This is a genomic window from Streptococcus sp. 3109 (assembly GCF_013276905.1).
Lineage (GTDB): Bacteria > Bacillota > Bacilli > Lactobacillales > Streptococcaceae > Streptococcus.
On record NZ_VMLY01000001.1, the window covers coordinates 321,221 to 347,855 of the forward strand.

Annotated in this window: 25 protein-coding genes and 1 pseudogene; 5 read left to right on the forward strand and 21 right to left on the reverse strand. The window is 39.7% G+C overall.

Annotation, left to right across the window (positions count from 1 at the left end):
* Positions 1–141: 141 nt before the first annotated feature.
* Together HT698_RS01705 and HT698_RS01710 are read right to left on the reverse strand one after the other, a co-directional pair.
* Positions 142–876: an amino acid ABC transporter ATP-binding protein gene (locus tag HT698_RS01705; RefSeq protein ID WP_112443516.1), complete on the reverse strand. Its 735-nt coding sequence runs from the start codon at positions 874–876 to the stop codon at positions 142–144.
* On the reverse strand, positions 876–1,559 hold the full coding sequence (locus HT698_RS01710; protein ID WP_001011642.1) for an amino acid ABC transporter permease: 684 nt from the start codon (positions 1,557–1,559) through the stop codon (positions 876–878). The genes HT698_RS01705 and HT698_RS01710 overlap by 1 nt, the downstream gene beginning before the upstream one ends.
* Before the next feature lie 189 nt (positions 1,560–1,748).
* Here HT698_RS01710 and HT698_RS01715 point away from each other — a divergent pair, with 189 nt between their 5' ends.
* From HT698_RS01715 to HT698_RS01730, 4 genes are all read left to right on the forward strand, one after another.
* Positions 1,749–1,979, forward strand: coding sequence for a DUF1797 family protein (locus HT698_RS01715; RefSeq protein ID WP_000443574.1), 231 nt, complete (start codon positions 1,749–1,751; stop codon positions 1,977–1,979).
* A gap of 228 nt (positions 1,980–2,207) precedes the next feature.
* Positions 2,208–4,466 carry an ATP-dependent Clp protease ATP-binding subunit gene (locus HT698_RS01720; protein WP_112443515.1) on the forward strand — a complete coding sequence of 753 codons (2,259 nt, stop codon included), beginning with the start codon at positions 2,208–2,210 and terminating at the stop codon, positions 4,464–4,466.
* Between the two features lie 130 nt (positions 4,467–4,596).
* A complete protein-coding gene (locus HT698_RS01725; RefSeq protein WP_112443514.1) occupies positions 4,597–5,049 on the forward strand; it encodes an NUDIX hydrolase in 453 nt (150 codons plus the stop codon).
* Positions 5,050–5,259: 210 nt separating this feature from the next.
* Positions 5,260–5,559: a DUF1827 family protein gene (locus tag HT698_RS01730; RefSeq protein ID WP_000767194.1), complete on the forward strand. Its 300-nt coding sequence runs from the start codon at positions 5,260–5,262 to the stop codon at positions 5,557–5,559.
* Between the two features lie 185 nt (positions 5,560–5,744).
* Here HT698_RS01730 and ezrA read toward each other — a convergent pair whose 3' ends face one another.
* The 7 genes from ezrA to HT698_RS01765 all read right to left on the reverse strand — a co-directional run bounded on the left by ezrA (position 5,745) and on the right by HT698_RS01765 (position 15,566).
* The gene (gene ezrA, locus HT698_RS01735) at positions 5,745–7,472 is read right to left on the reverse strand and encodes a septation ring formation regulator EzrA (RefSeq protein WP_173217600.1); all 1,728 of its coding nucleotides are present in this window, start codon (positions 7,470–7,472) and stop codon (positions 5,745–5,747) included.
* An 81-nt stretch (positions 7,473–7,553) separates the two neighbouring features.
* Positions 7,554–9,500 (reverse strand): DNA topoisomerase (ATP-hydrolyzing) subunit B, encoded by a 1,947-nt coding sequence (gene gyrB, locus HT698_RS01740; protein ID WP_173217602.1) that lies wholly within the window; start codon positions 9,498–9,500, stop codon positions 7,554–7,556.
* Between the two features lie 14 nt (positions 9,501–9,514).
* On the reverse strand, positions 9,515–10,078 hold the full coding sequence (locus HT698_RS01745; protein ID WP_173217604.1) for an HAD family hydrolase: 564 nt from the start codon (positions 10,076–10,078) through the stop codon (positions 9,515–9,517).
* An 84-nt stretch (positions 10,079–10,162) separates the two neighbouring features.
* Entirely contained in the window at positions 10,163–10,717 is a 555-nt protein-coding gene (locus HT698_RS01750; RefSeq protein ID WP_112443511.1) for a DJ-1 family glyoxalase III, read from the reverse strand.
* Positions 10,718–10,727: 10 nt separating this feature from the next.
* Positions 10,728–11,951, reverse strand: a complete 1,224-nt coding sequence (locus HT698_RS01755) for an FtsW/RodA/SpoVE family cell cycle protein (RefSeq protein WP_112443510.1) — start codon at positions 11,949–11,951, stop codon at positions 10,728–10,730.
* Between the two features lie 36 nt (positions 11,952–11,987).
* Entirely contained in the window at positions 11,988–14,438 is a 2,451-nt protein-coding gene (locus tag HT698_RS01760; protein WP_173217606.1) for a bifunctional DnaQ family exonuclease/ATP-dependent helicase, read from the reverse strand.
* Positions 14,439–14,636: 198 nt separating this feature from the next.
* Positions 14,637–15,566 carry a peptidase U32 family protein gene (locus HT698_RS01765; RefSeq protein WP_173217608.1) on the reverse strand — a complete coding sequence of 310 codons (930 nt, stop codon included), beginning with the start codon at positions 15,564–15,566 and terminating at the stop codon, positions 14,637–14,639.
* Between the two features lie 139 nt (positions 15,567–15,705).
* Here HT698_RS01765 and HT698_RS01770 point away from each other — a divergent pair, with 139 nt between their 5' ends.
* Positions 15,706–15,993 carry a DUF3270 domain-containing protein gene (locus tag HT698_RS01770; protein ID WP_112443507.1) on the forward strand — a complete coding sequence of 96 codons (288 nt, stop codon included), beginning with the start codon at positions 15,706–15,708 and terminating at the stop codon, positions 15,991–15,993.
* 28 nt (positions 15,994–16,021) lie between these two features.
* Here the strand turns inward: HT698_RS01770 and ciaH are convergent, their stop codons facing one another.
* The 12 genes and pseudogenes from ciaH to HT698_RS01830 form a co-directional block, all read right to left on the reverse strand.
* The gene (gene ciaH / locus HT698_RS01775; RefSeq protein ID WP_173217610.1) at positions 16,022–17,356 is read right to left on the reverse strand and encodes a two-component system sensor histidine kinase CiaH; all 1,335 of its coding nucleotides are present in this window, start codon (positions 17,354–17,356) and stop codon (positions 16,022–16,024) included.
* Positions 17,346–18,020 carry a two-component system response regulator CiaR gene (gene ciaR / locus HT698_RS01780; protein ID WP_000590628.1) on the reverse strand — a complete coding sequence of 225 codons (675 nt, stop codon included), beginning with the start codon at positions 18,018–18,020 and terminating at the stop codon, positions 17,346–17,348. The genes ciaH and ciaR overlap by 11 nt, the downstream gene beginning before the upstream one ends.
* A 107-nt stretch (positions 18,021–18,127) precedes the next feature.
* A complete protein-coding gene (locus HT698_RS01785) occupies positions 18,128–20,674 on the reverse strand; it encodes a M1 family metallopeptidase (RefSeq protein WP_173217612.1) in 2,547 nt (848 codons plus the stop codon).
* 122 nt (positions 20,675–20,796) lie between these two features.
* Positions 20,797–21,237 (reverse strand): ASCH domain-containing protein, encoded by a 441-nt coding sequence (locus HT698_RS01790; RefSeq protein WP_173217614.1) that lies wholly within the window; start codon positions 21,235–21,237, stop codon positions 20,797–20,799.
* Positions 21,212–22,049: pseudogene (locus HT698_RS01795) on the reverse strand (putative PEP-binding protein). Before HT698_RS01795 ends, HT698_RS01790 begins: the two are co-directional and overlap by 26 nt.
* A gap of 74 nt (positions 22,050–22,123) precedes the next feature.
* A complete protein-coding gene (locus tag HT698_RS01800) occupies positions 22,124–22,852 on the reverse strand; it encodes a GNAT family N-acetyltransferase (protein WP_112443503.1) in 729 nt (242 codons plus the stop codon).
* A 7-nt stretch (positions 22,853–22,859) separates the two neighbouring features.
* Positions 22,860–23,339, reverse strand: a complete 480-nt coding sequence (locus tag HT698_RS01805; protein ID WP_112443502.1) for an NUDIX hydrolase — start codon at positions 23,337–23,339, stop codon at positions 22,860–22,862.
* A 9-nt stretch (positions 23,340–23,348) separates the two neighbouring features.
* A complete protein-coding gene (locus HT698_RS01810; RefSeq protein ID WP_112443501.1) occupies positions 23,349–24,047 on the reverse strand; it encodes a 3-oxoacyl-ACP reductase in 699 nt (232 codons plus the stop codon).
* Positions 24,040–24,276: a DUF2829 domain-containing protein gene (locus HT698_RS01815; RefSeq protein WP_000141912.1), complete on the reverse strand. Its 237-nt coding sequence runs from the start codon at positions 24,274–24,276 to the stop codon at positions 24,040–24,042. The genes HT698_RS01810 and HT698_RS01815 overlap by 8 nt, the downstream gene beginning before the upstream one ends.
* 99 nt (positions 24,277–24,375) lie before the next feature.
* Entirely contained in the window at positions 24,376–25,302 is a 927-nt protein-coding gene (locus HT698_RS01820; protein WP_112443500.1) for an aldo/keto reductase family oxidoreductase, read from the reverse strand.
* A 74-nt stretch (positions 25,303–25,376) separates the two neighbouring features.
* Positions 25,377–26,192 (reverse strand): hypothetical protein, encoded by an 816-nt coding sequence (locus HT698_RS01825; protein ID WP_112443499.1) that lies wholly within the window; start codon positions 26,190–26,192, stop codon positions 25,377–25,379.
* A gap of 3 nt (positions 26,193–26,195) precedes the next feature.
* Positions 26,196–26,516, reverse strand: a complete 321-nt coding sequence (locus tag HT698_RS01830; RefSeq protein WP_112443498.1) for a PadR family transcriptional regulator — start codon at positions 26,514–26,516, stop codon at positions 26,196–26,198.
* Positions 26,517–26,635 lie beyond the last annotated feature (119 nt).

The window sequence follows — 26,635 nt, forward strand, 5'->3', positions numbered from 1 at the left end:
TTCTTTCAAATATCTTCCATTATACCAAAAACTGCTAGTACCCTCTAACACTTCTTTCCTAGGCAATCCTATAGTTTCAAACTATAAGAAAAAGCTCTGGTTGAGCTTTTCACTAATCTTGTCTTGAAATTTTAAAATAGATTATAAAACCTTACTCAAGAAGTCCTTAGTCCGTTGTTCTTGGGTTTGTTCAAAAATCTGTTCAGGTGTTCCGTCTTCAACAACCACACCGTCTGCCATAAAGATAACACGATCTGCCACCTCGCGGGCAAATCCCATCTCATGTGTTACGATAACCATGGTCATTCCTGACTTGGCAAGGTCTTGCATAACAGCCAATACCTCACCTACCATCTCAGGATCCAAGGCTGAAGTTGGTTCGTCAAAGAGCAAAACATCTGGTTCCATAGCCAAACCACGCGCGATGGCAATCCGTTGTTGCTGACCACCTGACAAACTCTGTGGATAAGCGTCTGCCTTATCTGGCAAACCAACTTTTTCCAAAAGCTCTTGGGCTCTCTTCTCAGCCACTGTCTTGCTCTCACCTTTGGTCTTGATAGGTGACAAGGTGATATTTTCCATCACAGTCATATTAGGAAAGAGATTAAATTGTTGGAAAACCATGCCCATCTTCTCACGCATGGCAAACAGGTCATTCTTCTTGTCCGTAATATCGACTCCCTCAAAGATAACCTTCCCCTTTGTTGCTTCTTCCAACAAATTCATAGAGCGAAGCAAGGTAGATTTCCCGCTCCCCGAAGGACCGATGATAACAACAACTTCTCCTCTTTTAATCTCGAGGTTGATGCCCTTCAATACTTCATTCTTTCCAAAGGATTTATGTAAATTTTCAATTTTTATCAAGGTTTCTGTCATTATTTCTTATCTCCTTGTCCCATACGTTTTTCAAAAGCTTTCAAGGCTACTGTCAAAATAGAAGTCATAATCAAGTAATAAAAGGCTGCAAATAAAAGTGGTGTTAAAGGTAGGTAGGTTGTTGTAGAAACTGTTGTAGCACCGTTCCACAACTCCATAACCCCAATAGCTGATAAGAGGGAGCTGTCCTTGATAATGGTGATAAATTCGTTCCCCAATGCTGGCAAAATATTTTTGATTGCTTGTGGCAAAATCACATACCGCATCGCATTTTTAGGACGAATCCCTAGCGAATAAGCCGCTTCTAGCTGACCTTTTGGAACTGCATTGATTCCGGCACGAACAGTCTCAGAAACATAAGCACCACTGTTCATAGAAATAATCAAAATCCCTGGAATCAGACGAGAAAGGTCAACACCCAAAATTCCAACCTGAATAGTCGGAGCATTGATATGCATTAGAGCAAAGGCAATCATAATCTGAACCATCATCGGTGTCCCGCGGAAAATCCAAACGTACAAGTTGGCCAGCCAAACAAGCGGTTTAAACTTTGAACGTTGCCCAAAAGCCAAGACAACACCCAAAATAGTTCCCAAAAAGACAACACAGATAGAAATGAGAACCGTCACAACAGCCCCATAGTTAAAATAAGGTAAATACTTAGGTAAAAAAGAAAAATTCATAGTCACACTGCTTTCTAAAATAGAGTACTGTATGATTATAACATGCATTGAATTAAAATTCAAATCTTTTATCCAATTTATTTAAAAATCTTTAAACTAGCAGAATTAGCGAGAAATCTTAGTTTTTTCTAGTCAAGTTGGCCTCCTTTATGGTAAAATAGTAACGATAAGAAATGAAGGAGAATCAAAATGGAATCACATTTGGTTAGAATCATCAACCGCCTTGAAGCAATGGCAAACGATGGCGGAAATTTAAAACGTAATTTTGAACGCGAAGGAGTTGTTGTTGCAGAAGTTGCATACAGCCACGACGAAGAAAACGGATCAATCTTTACCCTTCGTGATGTAGAAGCTCGCGAAACTTATACTTTTGATAGCATTGACTTAATTGCAATGGAGATTTACGAACTCCTCTACTAATCTAAAGCAAGCTGGGATTGCCCCTGCATGTCTAACCAAAATCCTTTTTGTCTCACAAATAGGATTTTTTTTAGTCCAAATTCACAAAAATTTTCATTGTAACAACTTCTCAAAGCTTCAATCTTTTTACTTGCTTTACACCCCAATCCTGTTATAATGAGAGTATAGGAATTTGACTATTTTTGACCTTTGAACAGGTCAGGCTAAAGAAAGAAATGAGGTAGATGTATGCTTTGTCAAAACTGTAAAATCAACGACTCAACAATTCATCTTTACACCAATCTCAATGGAAAACAAAAACAAATTGACCTCTGTCAAAACTGCTACAAGATTATCAAAACAGATCCTAATAACAGTCTCTTTAAAGGAATGACAGATTTGAACAATCGTGATTTCGATCCTTTTGGTGATTTCTTCAATGATCTAAACAATTTCAGACCTTCTAGCAATACTCCTCCTATTCCCCCAACCCAATCAGGTGGAGGTTACGGTGGAAACGGCGGTTATGGTTCCCAAAATCGTGGATCTGCTCAAACTCCGCCCCCAAGCCAAGAAAAAGGCCTGCTAGAAGAATTTGGTATCAACGTAACTGAGATTGCCCGTCGTGGAGACATTGACCCCGTTATCGGGCGCGACGATGAGATTATCCGTGTCATCGAGATTCTCAATCGTAGAACCAAGAATAATCCTGTCCTTATCGGTGAACCAGGTGTCGGAAAAACGGCCGTTGTCGAAGGTCTAGCTCAGAAAATCGTTGATGGCGATGTTCCACATAAACTCCAAGGCAAACAAGTCATCCGCTTGGATGTGGTTAGCTTGGTTCAAGGAACAGGTATCCGAGGACAATTTGAAGAACGCATGCAAAAACTCATGGAAGAAATTCGCAAACGTGAGGATATTATCCTCTTTATCGATGAAATCCATGAAATTGTCGGTGCAGGTTCTGCGAGCGATGGTAATATGGATGCTGGAAATATCCTCAAGCCAGCCCTTGCTCGTGGAGAACTGCAACTTGTCGGCGCTACTACCCTCAATGAATACCGTATCATTGAAAAGGATGCTGCCTTAGAGCGTCGTATGCAGCCTGTCAAAGTCGATGAACCAACGGTGGACGAAACAATCATTATCCTCAAAGGAATTCAAAAGAAATACGAAGACTATCACCACGTTCAATATACCGATGCTGCAATTGAAGCAGCTGCAACTCTTTCCAATCGTTATATTCAAGACCGCTTCTTACCTGACAAGGCCATTGACCTCCTAGATGAAGCAGGTTCTAAGATGAACTTGACCTTGAATTTTGTGGATCCTAAAGTCATTGATCAGCGCTTGATTGAGGCTGAAAATCTCAAATCTCAAGCTACACGAGAAGAAGATTTTGAGAAGGCTGCCTATTTCCGCGACCAGATTGCCAAGTATAAAGAAATGCAAAAGAAAAAGGTCACAGACCAAGATACTCCTATCATCAGCGAGAAAACTATTGAGCACATTATTGAGCAGAAAACCAATATCCCTGTTGGTGATTTGAAAGAGAAAGAACAATCTCAACTCATCCATCTAGCCGAAGATCTCAAGTCTCATGTTATTGGACAAGATGATGCTGTCGATAAGATTGCCAAGGCTATTCGCCGTAATCGTGTCGGTCTCGGTACACCTAACCGCCCAATCGGAAGCTTCCTCTTCGTCGGACCAACTGGTGTCGGTAAGACAGAACTTTCCAAACAACTAGCTATCGAACTCTTTGGTTCTGCTGACAGTATGATTCGCTTTGATATGAGTGAATACATGGAAAAACATAGTGTGGCTAAGTTGGTCGGCGCTCCTCCAGGTTATGTTGGCTATGATGAGGCTGGTCAATTAACTGAAAAAGTTCGCCGCAATCCATATTCTCTCATCCTTCTCGATGAAGTGGAAAAAGCTCACCCTGATGTTATGCACATGTTCCTCCAGGTCTTGGATGATGGTCGTTTGACAGATGGGCAAGGACGTACCGTCAGCTTTAAGGATGCCATCATCATCATGACTTCAAATGCAGGTACAGGTAAGGCCGAAGCTAGCGTTGGTTTTGGGGCAGCGCGCGAAGGACGTACCAACTCTGTTCTCGGTGAACTCGGCAACTTCTTTAGCCCAGAATTTATGAATCGTTTTGACGGCATCATCGAGTTCAAAGCTCTCAGCAAAGACAACCTCCTTCAAATCGTCGAGCTTATGCTAGCTGATGTTAATAAGCGCCTCTCTAGCAACAATATCCATCTCGATGTGACAGACAAAGTCAAGGAAAAATTGGTTGACCTCGGTTATGATCCAAAAATGGGAGCACGCCCACTTCGCCGGACTATTCAAGACTATATTGAGGACGCAATCACTGACTACTACCTTGAAAATCCAAGCGAAAAAGACCTCAAGGCAGTTATGACCAGCAAGGGCAAGATTCAAATTAAGTCTGCCAAAAAAGCTGAAGTGAAAGCTTCTGAAACAGAAAAATAAATACTATATAAAATAAGTAGAAAATGAAAATTTTCTGCTTCTTTTTTACTAAAATAACTGTAATTTCTTGACAGCTTGCCCTTTGTCCATTATGATAATAATAACGATACTAGATAATGAGGAAAATGCAATGGCAAACCCAACTTTCGGAGAAAAAAAAGCGAATACAGACTATGTTGCACGCTATGGAGTATATGCAGTTATTCCTGACGCTGAACAAAAACAAATAGTTTTAGTTCAAGCTCCTAATGGTGCTTGGTTCTTACCAGGTGGCGAAATTGAAGCAGGGGAAAATCATCAGGAAGCCCTAAAACGTGAATTGATTGAAGAACTTGGATTCACTGCTGAAATTGGTACCTATTACGGACAAGCTGACGAATATTTCTACTCTCGTCACCGTGATACCTACTACTACAATCCTGCCTACCTCTATGAAGCGACTTCTTTCAAAGAAGTGCAAAAGCCACTAGAAGACTTTAATCATATTGCTTGGTTCCCTATTGATGAGGCTATTGAAAATCTTAAACGTGGTAGCCATAAATGGGCCATCCAATCTTGGAAAAAACAGCATAAGATTGGCTAATACTCTTCGAAAATCTCTTCAAACCACGTCAGCGTCGCCTTACCGTAGATATGGTCACTGACTTCGTCAGTCTTATCTACAACCTCAAAACTGTGTTTTGAGCAGCCTACGGCTAGCTTCCTAGTTTGCTCTTTGATTTTCATTGAGTATAAATCAAGCGACTTTATTCAAAAAGTGCTATAATAGAATTAGAAAATCGGAGGAAATATTATGAAGCTTATCAATACGACAAACTCACACTCGCAACTTGTAAAAAGCCAGCTAGAAAGTACAGATGCAACCCTTGTTGAGGTTTACTCAGCAGGAAATACTGATGTTATTTTTACCCAAGCGCCGCTTCACTATGAAATCCTCATCTCAAATAAACACCGTGCTATTCGTGAGCCTGAAATCGAAACCATTCAAGAATTTTTCTTGAAACGTAAAATTGATAAGGACTCTATTGATGAAGCCAATATCAAGACACTCTACTCAGAGAAATTGATTGGAATTTCAATCCCAATCAAGTAAGGAAATTGAGTAAAAACTCGATTTGAGAGAAAGTCCAATAAGTCTTTCCATAATAAAACGCATAGTAGCAAGAGTTTTTACACCCGCTATTATGCGTTTTTATCATTTTGAAATCTTTTGCTCACGATATTACTATAGAAAAAGATTTGATTCTGCTCCTCACACAATCAAATCTTTTTCTTTTATTAAAAACGAATCGTTTCACGTGTTTTCTCATATGAGGTAACAAAGCGGTTGGTTACACCAGGCTCTGCCACTTCCAATGCTTGAGAAATCTTGTCAAATGAAGCGCGATAATCAAATTCTTTTTCAAAAATCTCTAAAGCTTCGTTAAATGCTTCTTGAATGCGTTCATCAAATGAGCGATAGCGGTTAGAATATTGTAAGAGTTGCTCTGTCAAGGTTGCATACTGTACAATATTATAAGTTTCCGTTTCTAAAGCTTCCATATCATTCGTTGCAATTTCAAGAACTCGGGTAACAGATTCAATGTTAATCATTTTCTGTTCTAACTCAACCATTAAATCCTCGGTATTATTGCTTGCCGTAAAGAATAACTTCAAGAAAGTTTGTGGAATACCTGGCAGATTGCGTTTTTCCATGTATCGCTTGATAGTATGGAGACGATTGACATAAACATTGGCCTTTTGACGTGCATTGATATCATCTTTCTCAATTTGTGTCAGGCGCTCACTAACTGAAATTTGCTCATCTTCAATATCTTTTAGTTGAGTTTGTAAATCCTCAAGATTTTCTTCAAGAACTGAATAAGCTTGGGTTGGTTCTTCTTGATTTGAAGTTACCTCAACAATAGCTGCCTCAAAACTCTCTAATTCTGTCTGAATACGACGAACATGGCTTGCAGCTGTCTCAGGAAGTAAATAGGTCTTGCTCAAACGTGCAATATCTTCTCCCAATAAAATATTATTCTCTTTCATATGTTGAAGGTAAGTTGGAAGAGTTGCAAGTAGATTTTCCACTACTTTCTGAGCAGCAATTTCTCGAGTAAAAATATCATACAAGGCATTGATTTCCTCTTGTGCCTGTCCATTCTCATATTCGGCATTATCCAATTCCAACTGACGAATATTCTCTTGGTTTTTCTTGAATGCTTCATAAAGCAAGTGGAAACGTGCTTCAATATCCGTTTCAACAAAATGATAATTAGCATCAATTAGTTTACGATAACCATCTTCTAAATCTTCTAGTTGATCTGGTAGCTCTTTAGATAATGTTGTTACAATTGCTGGTATACGATCAACAATATGTGTCAAAGCCAAGATATGATTTTCAGCATTATCCAAAATCACTGCGGCTTCCACAGGGTCACCCGATGAATTCAAGGTTACAAATTGTGAAAATTCAGATTGGATATTTTCTAATTGTTTTTCAATTTCATCCAAGGCTTGACCATACTGTTCTGAATTTTCAGCAACTCTATGCTGAAGTTCCTCAAATAAATCCAAAGCATGGAGAACACGACCACTATTTTTAGATTCTTGCTTCTCTAAGTCTGCCAAAGCATTGCGAATTTCAGCAATATCTTCTTCAATCAAAGTAATTTGACTCTCAATTTGGTCAATTTGATGACTGGCCTTGAGAAAACGAAATGAATGGTTATAGCCTTCTGCTTCAAAGAGATTATTTTCAATATCGGCAAAAGAGTTGAGAGATAAATCGACCCATTTTTGATTCCATTCACGGAAAGCCACTTGACTTTGTCCAATCAAGTGCATATTTTTTACAGCTTCTACTTCATCATTTACTGGAAGATTGTATAGTTCTTCTTTTCTTTCTTCTAGCGCCTCTAATCTTCCCTCGTTTCGCTTACGTAGAAAGATTGCCACTACATAAGCCAGAACTAAAATGACTGCAATTGCAACCATTAAATAAATTAGTTGTCCATTAGACATATCAAACTCCTTTTTTACTTGAAACAATCGTAATGATTATATCATATTTTTTAGACCAAGGGAACTACTTCTCCCAATTTTTTAGACATCCAACGTGCTATAGACAGCATTTTCTTCGATAAACTCACGACGAGGTTCTACTCGATCCCCCATCAACATATCAAAGATTTTATCTGCTTCTGCAGCATCGTCCACAGAAACTCTGGCCATCAAGCGATGTTCGGGATCCATGGTTGTTTCCCATAATTGGTGATCATCCATTTCACCCAGACCTTTATAACGCTGAATGGTTGGTTTGGCACGTCCTTCACTATGGCGGGCTAAAGCTTCTTGGAGTTTAATTTCTTGATCTGCTCCTGGCTGAATATATTCTTTAATCTCGCTTCCAACCTTGACACCATAGATTGGTGGTTGGGCGATATAAACATAACCAGCTTCTAGGATTGGTTTCATATAACGATAAATCAAGGTCAAAAGAAGGGTACGAATGTGGGCTCCATCGACATCGGCATCGGTCATCAAAACGAGTTTTTGGTAACGGGCTTTCGAAACATCAAATTCTGCCCCAAATCCTGTTCCCATCGCTGTGAAAAGACTACGAATTTCTTCGTTAGCTAGAATCTTATCCATACTTGCCTTTTCAACGTTCAAAATCTTACCGCGGATTGGAAGAATTGCCTGAAATTCACGGTTACGACCCGATTTGGCTGATCCACCAGCTGAGTCTCCTTCGACGATGAAGAGTTCTGTTTCAGCAGGATTGTTAGAAGAACAGTCTGCTAGTTTACCTGGAAGGTTGGAAATTTCCAAACCAGATTTTTTACGGGTGACTTCACGCGCACGCTTGGCAGCTACACGAGCCTTAGCAGCTAAAATCCCTTTTTCCACGATACGTTTGGCAATCTGTGGATTTTCCATGAGGAAATCGGAGAAAGCATCACTGAAGAGGCGATTGGTAATCTTGACCACTTCACTATTTCCCAATTTGGTCTTGGTTTGTCCTTCAAACTGCGGATTTGGGTGTTTAACTGAGATAACTGCAGTCAGGCCTTCACGGACATCTTCCCCTGTTAAGTTGTCTTCATTATCTTTCAGTAACTTATTCTTACGTGCATAATCGTTGATAACACGTGTCAAGGCTGTACGGAAACCTTGTTCATGCGTTCCACCTTCATGGGTATGAATATTATTGGCGAAACTCATGACATTTTCATGGTAACCCGTTGTGTACTGCATGGCTACCTCAACTGTGATATCATCCATCTCACCATCTGTATAGATTGGTGTATCAAAGATAACATCCTTGTTCTCGTTGATATATTCAACGTAACTAGCAATCCCACCTTCATAATGATAGTGCTTGGTTTGTTCCAAACCTTCACGCTTATCTGTGATGGAGATTTGAAGACCGCGATTTAGAAAGGCTAACTCTTGAATCCGTTTATTTAATTTATCAAAATCAAAGGTTGTTGTTTCAGCAAAGATTTCTGGGTCTGGTGTGAAGTGAACCGTTGTTCCAGTTCTATCTGTATCTCCGACTACCTCAAGGTCTGCGACAACATGACCACGACGGTATTCTTGGTAATGAATCTTACCGTTTTTGTGGACATGAACATCTAATTGAGTGGAAAGGGCGTTAACTACTGATGACCCTACTCCGTGAAGACCACCTGAGACCTTATAGCCGCCACCGCCGAATTTTCCTCCAGCATGAAGAACCGTAAAGACTGTCTCAACAGCAGGTCGGCCTGTTTTTTCCTGAATATCGACTGGGATACCACGCCCATCATCGACAACAGTAATCGAATCATCTGGCTCAATAAAGACTTGAATATGACTGGCAAATCCTGCCAGGGCCTCATCAATTGAGTTATCAACAATTTCCCAGACTAGATGGTGAAGACCTTCTTTTGAAGTTGACCCGATATACATCCCTGGACGCATCCGAACAGCCTCTAAGCCCTCTAAAACTTGAATTTGACTGGCATCATAATCCTGTGCCTGCAGATTTTTGATTTCTTCTGTCATCTTATTCCTTTTTCTTACATGTCTAATACTTGTCTTAAATTCACGATACTGGTAAACAAGTGGGTATCCAGTCCTGCAGCTTGACCTGCTTCAATATCAATCGGCCGATCACCAATGACAAGACCAGAGCCAATCTGATATTTTTCTCTTAAATAAATCATAGACTCAGGATTTGGCTTTCTCTTAAAGCCTGAGCTAGAAGTCACTACTTCCGTAAAATAGGTTGCTATAGAAGTTTTTTCTAAAATTTCTAAGAGCTGATTATTTCGATGAGAGACCAAAAAATGACGGCCACCTTGATTTGAAATATCTTCCAATAAGTCAGAAACTCCTTCAAATAAAATCGGGTGTTCTAGCTCTCTGGCTTCATTTTCCTTGTATTTTTCTAAAAAATGCTCTAAGTTGGGAGCGAATGTCTCAATCGCAAAATCAGTAGAAACCTTTAAAGCTTGATAGACACTATCGTGGTCTTGTGTGATGCCATACAGTGCCAATGTTTCAACAAAGGCAGCTGTTGAAGTTTCATAATTATCCAGTAAAGTTCCACCTAAATCCCAGATATAATCGTGATATTTCATACCCTTCATTATAGCATTTTTTTATGAAAAAAGCGATGATTTCCCTGATTTTTCCACATGAAAAACGAGAGAATAACTCCCGTTTTACTGATTTTTACCAAAGACATCTCGATAGAGCATTCCTGTTCGTAAAGTCTCTGCGTCTCCTCCTAATTGCTCCACCAACTCGTAGGCAAAGGCAAGGGCTGTTGATGGACCTCGACTGGTTATCAAATGACCATCTACCACTACTGTTTCCTTGACGTAGTGACCATCAAGGATTTGCTCTTGAACACCGTCATAACAAGTGTACTGCTTGTTTTTCAATAGCCCTGCTTGATTGAGGGCAATTGGCGCCGCACAAATAGCTGCCAGTTTCTTCCCTTCTCGTTCGAAACTTTGCAATTCTTGCATCAAAGCCTGATTATCGCGCAAATGTGCAGAACCAGGCATCCCTCCAGGAAGGACAATCATGTCATAGTCTGATAAATCACCATCAAAGACACGATCTGCTCTTACTTGGATTGCGTGCGAGCCTGTCACTTGCTCTTCAAATCCTACCATATGACAAGTGATATTGGCGCGACGCAAGACATCTACAACTGTCAAGGCTTCAATTTCTTCAAAGCCCTGAGCTAACATAACTGCTACTGTTACCATGATTTTCTCCTTATTTGATTTGTTTTAATACAACCTTTTTCCGTTTGAATGGAACTTTTCCGCTCTTTTCTTCAGCTAGATTAGTCTGGTAACTCATCGATAAAAGCAAGCCAACACCAATCAAATTACTGATAATAGCTGATCCCCCTTGCGAAATAAAAGGCAAGGGAATCCCAGTCAAAGGAAGCAAACCTGTTACGGCACCGATATTCTCAAAGATATGAAAGAGTAACATCATAATCAAGCCAGTGGAAATATAGGTGTAGAATTGGTTATTTGATTTCAGAGTAATCTTCAACATACGATAAATCAACATGAGATAAAGGGCGATAACAAGGACAGAGCCAATAAAGCCAAAATCTTCTGCAATGACCGTGAAAATCATATCCGACTCTCGAACTGGGATAAGCAGATTCGAAGCATTAAATCCCTGACCAAATAAGCCACCACTCCCAATGGCAATCTGCCCTTGAGCCTGCTGGTAAGTCGTTGTTTGGGCAAACTCAAAGGGATTGAGCCAAGCCAAAATCCGATTGATTTGGTAGGTCGGCATTCCAATCTGGTGAAGAAAAGCTCGTCCGTCCTTGCTAAGAAAGATTGCTAAGAAACCAGCAACTCCTGTTACAGCAGTCACAAATACTGGGATAATAATTTTCCAAGAAACCCCTGATAATAAAACGATTCCTGAAAAAATGGCTACAAAAACCAAAGCCGTCCCCAAGTCACTTTGAAGTGCCAAAAGAACTAGGACTGGAATGGTAAAGAGAATCATCCAAAAAATTAACAAAAAGTCCAGCGGAACCGTGCGTCTCCATTCCTTATGTTTCTTTGTAAATTGAACTATCACACGAGCCAACATGAGAATATAGGATATCTTCATAAATTCTGACGGTTGGAATAGGGTAATTCCATTTATTGATACCCAGTTTTTGGCACCCGTTGATGCAACCAGGCTTGGATTATAAAAGACGATCGGCAAAACCATGAGTCCCAAGCCTAAAATATATAGAAAGGGGGTCACCTTCCAAAGAAACTCTGTATTGAAGAGCATGACGATAAAACCAATCACAAGCCCCAAGGCAATCCAGGCGACCTGCTGCCCTAAAATGGGCAGAATATTATTTGGATAATCATGACTAACGGCTATATAGATAGCCACCACGCCAATAACCAGTAGAAAAAATACTGGCAAGAGCAAACTATAATCGACTCTAGAGTCGAGAGAACGTTTCATATACACTAACCTTATACTTTCATACAATACTATTTATCAAAGTTCATTTAAAAATCTATCAATAGCCTCATTAACTTCAGATTGAGCAATCGTTGTAACACTCGCTTCTTTTGCTAGAGAAGTCACTATTTGCTTGCCGTATCGTTTTCCGACAATTCTCCTATCCAGAATGAGGGTTAAGGAACGTTGGTGTTCACGTCTCATACTTCTTCCCAAAGCCTGTTTTAAACGAATAATAGCCATCGGCAATTGATAATCATAAAAGGCATTTTTCCCTTCTTGATTCAGTTCCTGATTGATCTTTTTCGTCAAGGGTTCTTGGGGATTTTGGAAAGGAAGTCTTGATACAACTTGAATCACAAAAGGATGACTTGAAAAATCAACTCCCTCCCAGAAACTTGCTGCACCAAGCAGGATTTGTTGTTCACCTTTTTCAAAGCGTTTCTTTAGCTGATGAACATCCCCATTTTTATACTGGGACAAGTGGTTAACTGGAAGTAAATCCGATACTGCTAGAAGCATGTCTTTAGCAGTAAAGAGAACCAAAATCGGTTGCTGGAAAGCTTGAATTTCCACTAGTAAAGCAGCTACCTCTCTGGCATAGACTTCTAAGGAGGTTTCTGTTACCAGGGGAAAATCTTTGACCAAGACCACTTCTTGATCCTGTTTTTTACCAGCTTCAATCTTAACAAATTTGGCTTCAGGATAGCCTAGAAGGTCTGCCAAAGAAACTCTCTGACTAATCTCAAGAGTAGCCGATACTCCCAAGACTTGACATGAATTAGGTACTAAAGAAGATAGGAGAATACGGCCTGATTTTGTAGAAGAAATCTGAATTTTCTTTTGACTCGTTTCAATTGCTTCAAGCCAGTAATCTCGGTCAGCTGTAAAATAGCGAACCAGCTCCTCAAAGCCTTCTACCTCTAATTCTGAAAAATACTGGTGGAGATTGGCAAGAGAATCTAAGATATTTTTCCTAGATTTTCCAGACTGAAATTGTTCTATCAAGTAGAAGCACTCAAAGCGAATACTTTCTAGTATTCGTTGTTGAATCCTGTTTTCTTCTCCTACTAAAGCCTTATCAAGCAAAGCGATAATAGACTGGATATCGTGGGGCTCTTGAAGCAGATTTTCTAGAGCCAACAAGATCTTTTGAACTTCATCAATAATCAATAAACGGTCACTGATAAATTCAGGATTATCTTCCAGTCTGGTTACAAGATAGGCATGATTGGTCACTAAAAGCTTGCAGGTCTCTGCCCTTTCTTGACTACGTTTCCAAAAATCTTCTGTTACAAATAAACTTTTAGAAGATAACTTTCCGTCATGACGAAGATCTGTTAGAAAATGTTGATAACGGTAGAGTTGCCCAATCTCATCCAAATCCCCTGTCTCTGTCTCAGTCAACCAGACCAAGAGTTGCATTTTAAAACGTCTAAATAAGCGATTTTCATCATTTTCCTGCAAGGAACGATAAAAGGTATCCAACTTCAGATAATTGTGTGGTCCCTTTAAAGAATGAATATCTGTATGAAATACTTCCTTGAGACGTTTACCTTCTTCTTCCATGATTTGATTTTGAAGAATCTTTGTCGGAACACTAAGGACAATCTGACGATTTTCCACTTGGGACAAAGCGGGTAAGAGATAGCCATAAGTTTTCCCAATCCCAGTCGGCGCTTGAATCAGAGAGACAGGCTCATCTTTCAATAGCAAGCCAACCTCTTTAGCAAAACTTTCTTGTTCCTCCCTCACTTCAAGGTTCAACAAAGAAATATTTTTAGAAAAATCTTGAGATAGTTTTCGTGGCTCATTGGGAGCTGCAGTTTTCTTGAAATATAGCCCTTGAACTTCAATCAAGTCTGGAGAACTAAGGATAGATTGGTTGCGATAAATTTCCTCAATAACCAGGTAGGACTCATATAAGAGAGCGTCAGCCATTTCCAGCAAGCGTTCCAAGAGACCTTTCGGAAGCTGGGCCATCTTTTCCCGTAGAAATAAGAGTAATTCCGCTGTAGCTTGGGCGTCTGAAAGGGCTGTGTGAGCGTGTTTTAGAGGAATTCCTAATTCTCGGCACAATATCGGCAAACTATATTTTTCCAGTTCAGGGAAAAAGACTTGGGCCAATTCGACCGTGTCAACACGAGGATTTCTTAGTTCATAGCCTTCAAAAAATAAATTTTCCGCCAAAAGATTGGCATCAAACTGAACATTATGGGCTACAAAAAGCCCATCCTCCACCAAGTCAAAGATTTTTCTAGCAACTTGCGAAAAATCAGGTGCTTGCGCCAGACGTTGGTCTGTCAATCCTGTCAGTTCTTTGATATGAGCATCCAAGGGTTCATGTGGATTGACATCCGTCGTATAGTGATCGACGATTTTTCCGTCCTCAATCACGACAATTCCCACTTGGATAATTTTAGCCTTACTACCTGTGCTAGTTGCCTCTAAATCCACCACAACATAGCGATTACCAATCGTTTTCATTATAAAAAATTATACCAAAAAAAGGGCCATTTGGCACCTGCAAACATAGGATAATTTTCAAACTCAAGAAGGTCACTTTTCTTAAAAATCCTAATAAATAGAGCATCCTAGCCTACTTATTTTTTGAAAATATTGGAGAATAAGAAAAATTGAGAGAAGAAATGTTTGCATCTTTCTTCTCTCAACGAATCATTTACTTTATTTAACCATGTCAGGATCGTAGTCATAAAATCCTGTATCAAGGAAACGGTTTTTAGGGTGAAGTTTACGCACTTCTTCATCCAGCAAGAAGGCTTGGTCATGGCTAAAGTTGCCCTCTTGAATCAAGCTACGCACTTGGATAAAGAGTTTTGCAATCTCAACAAAGTTTTGACCTGGAGTATAAAGTCCTTCTAATTTCCAATGGGTAAAACCATGCTCCACCAATTCTGTCAATTTAGTCATCAAATCAAGGTCGTTATTGGCAAAGATATGGGTACCATGATTATCTTCAAAAATGGAATAGTGGCTCTCTGGGTCACTTGGCTCTGCCAAGAAGAGGTCACGCTTGCGCGTCTTTTCATCATCGATATGCGTAAAGTTATAGTAGTTTTGCAAAAGTGGACGTTTAGAATGATGGATGACACTAGCACCGTACACCAAAACTTCAGCAGGAATTTCTAAAATCTCTGGCATTTTGAAGAGTTCAGCCGATGGAATTTCACGCGCCAAAACAGCCTCAGATGCGCCAGCCTTTTGTCCCCAGAAGTTAATCTGACGACTGCTTGTCACCATGGTTGAAGCATCATAGATGGTCTTAAATGAATAACCATCGCGATTGACCACGTAAAAAACGCCTGCATCCCCAATCGTAATGTAATCGGCCTTAATTTCTTCCAAGAAATCGAGGAAGGGCTTAATACGATCCATCATGTCTTGGTGCATAAGGGCATTGACTGCAACAATCAATTCCTTATCAGCATCATGAACCAGCTTAGCGATTTCACGCAATTGGTCATGACTAAAGGTCGTTGGTAGACGAAGGCCAAAATCTTTCTCACCGACATAGATACGGTCTACGCCAGCTTCGAGCAATTGTTTAACTTGTTCAATACTTTCAGCAGTTGCTGTAATGATAATCTTTTCCATAGGAAAAATTATACCATATTTCTCCAAAATCAGCTATTCTTTGAAAATGAAAAGGGACCTTATTCTTTTTGTAACCTTTCTGTAATAATTCTCTGCTGAAAAAATGATAAAATAGGTATGTACTGTTAAGGAGAGAATCATGCCCGTAAGAAAATTACAATCCTATGAAGTAGACTATCAAGAAGAATTAAACCAGCAACTTCCTCATTATCAAGCTTATACACCTGAAGCACAAGCTGATAGCAATCTCAAAGAAATTTTATTTTTTGTCAATATCGCTGTTTTTTGTATCTGCATTGCTATCTTTAGTTTTATCTTTTTATCATTAAAATTAACAACTGTGCTCGCCTTACCTGCAGCAATAGTATCCAGCTTACTTGTTTTAAAAGTCCAACGCTCTATTATCAAACGAAAACTTAAAAAATAAACATATCGCCCCGTCTGGAGCGATATGTTTATTTTTTCTTTTTAGATGGTGTGTGAATGGCAATCTTCACTTCAAAGATTGTTCCCTTTGGCTTATTATCTTTAACAGTAATGGTTCCTTTTAGCGCATCTACAATTTGCTTGGCTAGGGACAATCCTAAACCAAAGCCACCTTTTTGCCGGGTTCTAGCCTTGTCGACTCGATAAAAACGATCAAAAATTTTCTTTTTATCTTCTGTCGAAATACCGACTCCATTATCGGAAACTAGCAAATAAAGATTACGATCGGTCGCCGAGATAAGAAAATCAATTTCACCATCCTCTTCAGTATACTTGACAGCATTATCAAATAAGATAGTCATCAACTGCTTCAAGAGCAGTTGATCCGTCACAATCGGACGATGGATCCGATTTTCAAAACGGAAGACACGATCATTTTCCGAAGCAATCATCTCATAGTTTGTGAAAGTCGTATTGAAAAAACTAGTTGGAACTTCTGCAAGCTCCGGCTTAATCCCATCATCTCTCCGAGCTAAGTTCAGCAAGTTTGTCGTCAAAAAACGCATATTTCGGACTTCTTCCAAACTCGATGCAATGCTTTCGCTCACATCCATAATGGTTGCTTCTGGCTTACGGAAAAGGGTCTCTAAGCGATTTTGCAAAACTGCAAGTGGAGTTCGTAACTCATGACTGGCATTTTCCACAAAGGACTGTTGCTTCTGCATGCTCTCAAGCAAAGGACGAACACTGACCCTAGCTAGATAGAGACTGGCAAGTAAAGACAAAATCCAGAAACTAGCCATCACGACCACAATCAATTGCTCATGCTTTTGACTGGCCTGCTCCAACTGACTGGTGTTAATCAAGACAGCAGCATACTTGATATTGGTTGAAACCGAACTGATATTCGTTTCCATCAAAATCATGCGATAGATTTCTTCTTGTCCATAGCTATTAAAAACTTGAATCTGGTAGATATGGCCTAGTTCTTTTTTCTCTAACTTAATCTTATCCAAGCCCAAAAATCGATTTCCAGAAAGGAGTTGGGTAAAATTCTTATCAAAGAGAATGACTTCCGTATTGGAACTGACATTGGGTTTTATCTCAGTCTTGCTAGTATCTGTAGCGGCATTTTCTAAATCTTTAATCTCTTCTGTTGCCCTATTTACAGCAAGCTGAATAACTGCCTGAGGATTTTCACTCAGTCCGTGGAGCTTATCATCCACTGAAGTATAGAGACTCGAGTGCATGACCTGCAAAATAATCAGAGTCATGGTAGAGAAAATCAGAGTGAAGACACCAAAGTTACGGATAAAATAACTAAAGTCATCCGCATACCATGTTTTTTTTAGTTTATTGAACATCTTTTAAAATATACCCAACACTGCGCAAGGTTTGTAAATTCTCTGCAAAAGTGGTTCCTTTTAATTTCTTACGGACTTTTGAAACATAGACTTCGACAACTGAAATCGTTGTATCACTATCAAATCCCCATAGACGATCAAAAATCTGCGTCTTAGGCAAAATAACATTTTGATTTTGAAGGAAATAAACTAGTAAATCGAACTCTTTCCCCAGCAATTCGACAGTAGTATCTTCAACCTTAACGGTATTGGTTGATAAATTGATGAGAATATCTCCATAAGATAGCGTATTTTCATTAAACTTACCTGAACGTTTGAGAAGGGCCTGAATCCGCATTTTGAGTTCTTCTAGGTAGAAAGGCTTGGTCAGATAATCATCCGCTCCCAGTTCAAATCCATGTCCCTTGTCATCCAAACTTTCCTTGGCGGTCATGATCAGAACTGGAGTCGTAATTCCCTTTTCACGCAATTCTTTCAAGACTTGGAAGCCATTTTTTTCTGGTAACATCAAATCGAGCAAAATCAAGTCATAGACACCACTTTCAGCTTCGTAGAGACCTTCTTCCCCATCAAATACCTGCATGACATCCGCAAAATCGTCTAAAAAGTCGAATACTGAATTTGACAAGCCTAGGTCATCCTCAACTAATAAGATTTTTATCATGAGAAACTCCTCCTTATTAAAACCATTATACCAAATTTGCCTTAAAAAAAACTCAACTCCCTCTCACTTTAAGAGAGAAAGTTGAGTTTTTATTATTTTACGAACGTTTAAGCTTTTCCATATTGAAGAACGACTGCTTCCACTGCAGCTTTTTCACGGTTAATCAAGTCAACACGCGCTGCAATTTCCTTGATTCCCATACCGATGTTACGGCTGAGAGCAAGATCAGAAAGTTGTGGCTCAAAGAATTCCTTGTATTCCACCAAGCGTTGCTGAGTCTTAAATACATGAGCAGGAAGGATAACAAAGCTATCAAAGCTCATATCTCCTCCAAGAGCTGCCTTAATCCAAGCCCAGTTTTCACGCGCCCAAGACCAAGCTGTTTCCTGAGTTGCTTGGTGAGCTAGGAATTGGTAATACCAAGCAGACAAGTCCTGCGGTTTCACCACAAATTTGTCCTTCCAAGCAGCAATCAAGGTTTGGATATTGTCCGCATCTTTACTATAGGCAAGAGCGGCTGCCAACTGACGTTTAAAGACAGCATCTGTTGCGTGCGTATAAGTATCAAGATAAAGTGCTAACAAGTCTTTGGTCTCATGATGTTTCATCTCATTGATCAGAACTTGTGAGCGAATGGCTGCTGGAAGTCCTGAAAGCTGATCCTTGTGAGCTTCGAAGATTTGGCTAGCGACTTGACTAGCTTCTGCATCATTTGATCGAATCATCATAGAAATAGCCAACTGACGAACCAATTCATCCTCATCTGATTCGCCATCTTTAGCTTCAAAACCAAGACGGTCATAATTATGACGAGCCAATTTAGCAACCAAGGCTTTGAAGGCTCTTTCAGCTTCTGTTCCTTCATCGATAAAGCGCTCAAGGGCAGAAATTACTTGAGAAACAGCTGAAACGACAAGGTAAGATTCTTCCTTAGCAAGCTTATCAAGAACTGGAAGCAAGTCAGCATAAGAAATGTGCCCTGCTTCAGCAAGCAAACGACGTTCTTGAACGATTTGCAGTTTACTTGTGTTATCAAGCTCAACTAGGTCAGCAAGAACAGCATCTAACAAGTCTCCTTGATAGTCTGTAATGTAGTGGGCTGTATTTTCAGTGTTGAGACGAAGTGCCGTTTTGTTTTCAGCAAGAAGAGCTGCGTAGCCAGGGATTTCGATACTTTCAGTTTCAAGTGTATCAGGCAAGCCTTTCCAGTTGCTATTGAGTGGCACAACCCAGAGACGGTTCTTGTCTTCATTCTTACCGATGAAGAATTGTTTTTGTGAAATCTTCAAAACATCATTTTCAACTTTGACAGTAAGAACTGGGTAACCAGGCTGTTCCAACCAAGAATCCATGAAGGCTGCGACATCACGGCCTGATGCTTGTCCAAGGGCATTCCAAAGGTCACGACCAATGGTGTTGCTGTATTGGTGTTTTTCAAAGTAAGCGTGCAAACCTTTAGCAAAATCAGCATCTCCTAGCCAACGGCGAAGCATGTGCATGAGACGGCTTCCTTTGGCATAGACGATAGCGCCATCAAAGAGCGTATTGATTTCATCTGGGTGTTTGACTTCGACGTGAACAGACTGAACACCATCAGTCGCGTCACGTTCAAGAGCAAGAGGTACTCCACCTGTTTGGAAATCTTCAAAGATATTCCAGCTTGGTTCAATAGCATCCACACAGACGTACTCCATCATGTTAGCAAAGCTTTCATTGAGCCAAAGGTCATCCCACCATTTCATAGTTACGAGGTTCCCAAACCATTGGTGAGCCAATTCATGGGCCACAACAAGGGCAACTTGTTGACGGCTAGCAAATGTAGAGTTCTCATCGACAACCAAGTAAACTTCACGGTAGGTCACAAGACCCCAGTTTTCCATAGCACCAGCCGAGAAGTCAGGAAGGGCGATGTGGAGAGATTGAGGGATTGGGTACTTAACTCCATAGTAATCTTCGTAAAACTCGATAGAGCGAACAGCGATGTCCAGTGAAAAATCAAGGTTAGATAGTGGGTGGGCTTTGGTTGAGTAAACACCAACAAGGGTACCGTTTTTAGTTTTAGCCGTTACACCTTGCAAATCACCCGCAACAAAGGCTAACAAGTAAGAAGACATACGAGGTGTTGTTTCAAACTTCCAGATACCTGTTTCCTCACGGTTTTCAACATCGATTTCTGGCATGTTAGACAAGGCCAATTCACCTTCTACTTGGTCAAAACGTAGAGAGAGGTCAAAAGTTGCTTTGGCTTCTGGCTCATCCACACATGGGAAGGCTTCGCGCGCAAAATGGCTCTCAAATTGAGTAGACAAGACTTCCTTCTTGACTCCATCAACTGTGTAATAAGAAGGGTAAATCCCTGTCATGTTGTCTGTGATTTTTCCTGAGAAAGCGATAACCACTTCAACTTGACCAGCCTCAGCCAATTCGATATGAAGGGCTTCATTGTCATGGTCAACAGTAAATGGGCGAGCTACCCCTGCAACTTCTACAGAAGCTATTTCCAAGTCTTTTTGATGAAGGGAAATGCGGTCACTCTGTGCTTGACCAGTGATGGTCACTTTCCCAGAAAAAGTCTTGGTCTCACGACTCAAGTCTAAAAATAAATCATAATGTTCAGGAACAAATTGCTTAATAAAATGTTCAACTGCTTGCATAGTTTTCTCCTATTCTAAGTTTAAGAGCTGCTGCTCTTCTTCAAACAAACTTATTATATCATGTTTTGTCTAAGAAAAAAGGATTGGACAGCGATTTCCAAAACTTTCTTCCGTCTAACAGTCTACAGAGGGTAGACCTTGCGAAATTCTTCTAAAACAACCTTGCTGTCAGGTGTAAAAGTCTGTCCTGCCTCCCTCATCCACTCGGTGAAAAAGTCCTCATGAACCTGACGCCAATAGGCTAAAGATTTGTCTCCCTCGCCTTCCTTGTAGGCATGGTCAGCAGAAACTTGATTAAAGGACTGAACGGAAACCTTTGTAATTTCGACAATGCAGACAGCCTGATTTTGACTGTCTAAAATGACATCAAATGTCCCTTCTTGCGGAAGGGGTTCATCTTCTAGTGCGTAGAGGTCGTAGGCTGAAGCTGTTGCCGTCTTTTCTCCTTCTAAAACCAAATCTGCCAAGAGATCGGCTTCCACTCCAAAAGCCCAAGCATCGATTTCATCTCCGATAGAAGGATTGATTTGTTTGTATTCATTCCACATTTCTCGCGGTGTCATGGGTTTCTCCTTTGTAATTTTTTACTTTCTTCTTTTACACGTTTGAGGTGGTCTGGATGGTCAATTTCTAAATCAAAAATCTCCGGAATAGAGCTGTAATGGAGAATGCATTCGATACCCATCTGATTCATTTTTTGTATGAAAGAAGTATTCAGATAGCCTGCTACAGCAAAATCAATCTTGTTCTTTCTTGCTTTATTCTGCATCTGTCTCAACATATCTAACATAATTGGATTTTCCATATCATGCCATTGACTGTTTCTCACAGTGGCAAAAATAAAAGAAGTCAAATCATTCATTCCAACTACAATCTTTAAAATGCCCGTTTCCATTATTCTGTCCAAGTCAAAATATGCTGACGGTAATTCAATCATCGTGGCAATTTTCCCAGTAAAGCCATGCCGACGCAATACTGTAATAGCTTGTTTTAATTGATCGGCATCATTGACAAAAGGAAAGATAACAGACAGATTGGGATTGATTTGATAAACTTCTGTAACGACATGTGCTTCAGCCTGAAATTCATCCAGACACGCCAGTAAACGCCTAGTCCCTCTATAACCAAACAAAGGATGGCGTTCATCAAAATACTCTTTAGTCCCCTTTAGACAATTAGCTTCTATATTCGTTAATTCAGAAAAACGATACCAAACTTCTTCATTTGAGTACAGGGAGCAGATAGTCTCTAGATAATCTTTTACAAATTGCTGACAACTGGGTAATAGGATGTTTTGATTAAGCTCTCTCAACAAGTATTCCCCACGAATCATTCCAATGTAGTGAAATAGTTGAGGATAAACTTTTTCAAGAATTTTTTCGCCACTAAGAGCAAGTTAATTTTGCATGTCCATTCACCTCATCTTAAAAGATATAATATCAGCTATCATTATATGACACTTTTCTCTAGTTCAAAAGCTACATAAGGTCCAATTAACTCATATCCTAAAAATTCTGCTACTTTTTTGGAAGCCTCGTTATGAGCATCCCAAAGTGGAAACATATCTCTATTTAAACTCTCTAGAATCATTGCAGCACCAAGCTTTTTAGCAAATCCATTTCCTTGTTCGTTTGGTCTAGTTGCAACTTCCACTTCAACTGCTTCACTGTAAACTAACCCTGAGGAAATCCCAGCAATCAGTTCATTATTTTTAAGAATCACAAAGCCAAATCCACCTTTTAAAACAAAATCCTGATAGGACTCAAAATCCCCCTGTAAATCCTGTGACCATTCTTCCGTAGAAAAGCAGTTATAAATATGATTATCAATAGGCACAATATTGTAGCCTTCCTCTAAATGAGTAACTAGATCATTTAGAAATTTGACTTGAAAATTTGCCTTATCTTTAAAAGAATAGCGAGTAAAAGAATTTAGCCCCACTTTCCGATGCAGAAAATCTTGCCAATTAGTATTTTCTGAAATAATAATCTTATAATCTAAACCATATTTTCTAACAAAATCTTCCCAAAATCTGGAATCCAACTCCCCTGCTAGGTATAGAAAATTCCCAACATCATAAAAGCTTGTTGCCCTATCATTGTTTCGGTAGACAGTTCCAATTTGAGATTTAAGACCATAGAGAACCATATTTTTCTTCCATGTTTTAAATAGTTCCATTATCCCCCTACTTCACCTTCCAATTCATGTAAGAAGTATTGCCCAGTTCTGTAAATCCTAATAATTCAGACTTAACCTTCAAGACTAATGGCGATGCATTTTCTTCTGTTATCTCTTGAATATCTATCCAAATATATCCAAGTGAATCGTTCGCACCATCAGACACAGCTTCCGAAATCGTAACTTGAGGTGCACTCTCATTCATTTCAACATCATACAAGGCCATGATATGGTGAACCATAAAATTTTTTAACTCTTCCCTGACGAAAACATCGTAGATTCGAGGATTAGAGTAGCTTCTAACAGTAAATCCCGTCTCTTCCATAACTTCTCTAGTCAGCGTTTCCGTCAGGCCTTCACCAAGTTGCTGACTGCCTCCAGGTAGGTCATACCGATGTTGATAAGGGCCTCTCGTTTTTTCAATGCAGAGTAACTTCCCATTTTCAAAGCAAACAGCGTAGACACCAAAGTGTCTTTTGATTTCCATCAGATCCTCCTACTTCAAAGACCAGCCACCATCTATTGTCAAAATTTGTCCTTGCATGGCGCTCGCTTTTCCACTTGCTAAGAAAAGACTAAGCTCTGCTACTTCCTCTGGTTCAATCCAGCGTTTGATTGGTGTTTCACTAGCAACCCAGGTAGCCAATCCACCTGGCTCAAAGTCCGCAGCAGTCATAGCTGTCTTGACTGCTCCTGGAGCGATACCAAATACCTGAATCCCGGTTTCAGCATAGTCTAGAGCCAACTGCTTGGTAAAGCCTGCCAAGGCGTGCTTCGAAGAAGTATAGGCGTGTCCACCGCCACCTGCTAGGCTCGAAGCAATGGAGCACATATTGATAATGGTACCTTTTTTATTCTCCAGCATTTGTGTCAAGTAATAGCGAGTCAACTCAACAGGAGTCATATAGTTGATTTCAAAAATCTCTTGAATTTCCTGCGCTGATTGTTCCAATAGGGGTTTATAAGCATCCAACACTCCAGCAGTATTGCACAAAATATCTACCTGAGGGCACCAGTCAAAAATAGGCTCCAAGTCCAAGGTCAAATCTCTCTGTAAAAAGTGAAAATCACCCTCTAAGAGTGGATTTTCACCTTGGTCAACTCCATAAACTTGATAGCCCTTCTCTAACAAGAGTCGAGCTTGAGCCAGACCAATCCCTGAACTCACTCCTGTAATGAGTACACGTTTAGTCATGCGCTTCTACCCAATCCGTCGCCAAAACATCACAAGGTGTCGGACTCCACATGGAAAAACCTTCTCCCTCCCCAGAAACGTTGATTAGGAAATAAGGTGTCACTTCAAGTGCAACCCCATTTTGCTCGATAGTGTCAAAAAGTTGGACATAGTTTTCAGCACCTCCCCAACCAGTTCGTACATATTTTTTCTTAGCCTTTAACCCAGGTAGAATTTCTTCAAATGTCATGTTTTTCTCCTTTAAAATCAATAATTCTTCCCTTCATTATAACAAAAAAACCGCTTTGCAACAGCTTTTTGACTGTGATTTATTTACATCTGCTTCTACTTACGGCAAATTATTCCCTGCTGCAAGATAAATTTCATACCATTCTTTTCTTGTTAAGCTAAAGTTTGCCGCTTGGCTAACTTCTCTCAAGTGATTAGGATTTGCGGTACCTACGACTGCCTGCATTTTTGCTGGATAACGCAATATCCAAGAAATGGCAATAGTTGAAGAGGTTACTCCATATTTAATAGCTAAACGATCAAGTACTTGATTTAAAGCTTGAAATTTCTCATTTCCAACAAAATTCCCTTTAAAATACCCAAATTGTAAGACAGACCATGCTTGAATGACCACATCGTGTAATTGGCAATATTCAAAAATGCTGCCATCTCGCATAGCTGCTTGACTATCTTCCATATTAACATGAAAACCTGATTCAAATCCTGGAGTAAAAGCCGCACTCAATTGTAGCTGATTAACAGCTAACGGCTGCTTGACATCTTTTTTAAGCAACTCCATCATCATAGGATTTTGATTAGAAACTCCAAAATCTCGAACCTTACCTTGTTTATAAAGAAGATCAAAGGCTTCTGCTACTTGGTCAGATTCCATCAAAGCATCTGGTCGATGAAGAAGCAAGCTGTCCAGATGATCAATCTTCAATCTTTGCAAAATACCGTCTACTGATTTTATAATATAGTCCTTAGAAAAATCAAAATAGGTAAATTCTTCTATGCGAATGCCACATTTGGACTGAATCCACATCTTTTCTCTTAAATCTGGACGATTTTTTAGGACAAGACCTAACAGTTCTTCACAACGACCACGACCATATATATCAGCCAAGTCGAAAGCATTGATTCCAACAGAAAGTGCTGTTTCTACAAGCTCTTCAACTTCTTTTACAGACTTATCTTTTATTCTCATCATTCCGAGAACAATTTCTGATAATTCTTTGTCATCTTGACCAAGAGTTATGTATCTCATCAAATTTTTCTCCTTTAATTTCTAACATTCTTCCCTTCATTATAACAAAAAACCGCTTTGCAACGGCTTTTTGACTATATTTCACTCCATTTTATCTTCTTAAACCCACGGAACAAGAGAAAAATGCCAATAAAAAGAACAGCTAAAGGAATGAATTTTGTAAGGAAAACATTTGAAATGCCCATCCACGCATAATAACGGAGCAGAGAGCCTACAATAAGATGGGCAACAATCATACTGACAAAGGGACGAAAGACCGCTTCTTTCCAATTCCAAATACTGATGACTAGAGAAAGCGTAAAGACAAGGAAACTATCCCAGGGAGCAGGAAGATAAAATGCTCCTTCTTGTATGAAACTTCCTATTCCTACATATCCCAGAACAACTAGAAGGACAAGAATCCCAACGACAATATAAGTGCCAATTTTCATTTTAGAAGAATCTTGGACTAAACTCCATCGTAAGATTGTGGCTACAAGCCAAAATCCAATCAAAAAAAGAAGAAGTTGCCCTAAAAATGTGAGCAAATTGACTGTTAAGAGAGGACCTTTAGAAAAATCACTTAGTAGTTGATAATAACGTAATATCGCTAGGACAAAAATTGGTGTTAAAAGGGACTCCTTGATAGAACTGCGTGGTGCTTCCTTGAGAATCTCTTTCATTATTTTTTTAGGATTCTTACCTAAATAATCCTCTGCACTCATGCCATCTCGTTCTGCTTCTGAGAAATCTAACATCATCAAATAAACCTGCTCTCTGAGATAGTCTTCATCATAGAGAAATCCAGCAAGATTAAAACTATCCCACAGTTCCTCAAAATACTGCTGATTGTCCTCAGAAAATTCATGTAGCAAAGCGCTTGTTTCTTCGTAATACTTCATTTTCTTCATGATTTAATCCCCATTCTTAATTCCTTCTACTTTTTGACTCAAATCATCCCATTGTTGCCAAAAGACTGAGACACGCTCTTCTCCTTCTTTCGTTAATGAAAAATACTTCCGATCTGGACCATCTGGCGACGGGCGCATGTCGCCTCTTATCCATTGATTTTTTTCTAACTTTTGCAACAAAGGATAAATAGTTCCTGGAACGATAGTATCAAATCCAGCCTCTCGCAAAGTCTGAACCAACTCATAACCATATCGCTCTTTTTGACCTATCATATCCAAGACACAACCTTCAAGAACACCTTTTAATAGTTGAGTTTCTTTCATCCCTTCCCCCTTCTATCTATTTTGTAATACTTACTAGTAGCTTCATCTATAATATACCACTTCACACTAGTTTGTAAAGCATAATAGTTGATACTCTTAGAAAATCTCTTCAAACCACG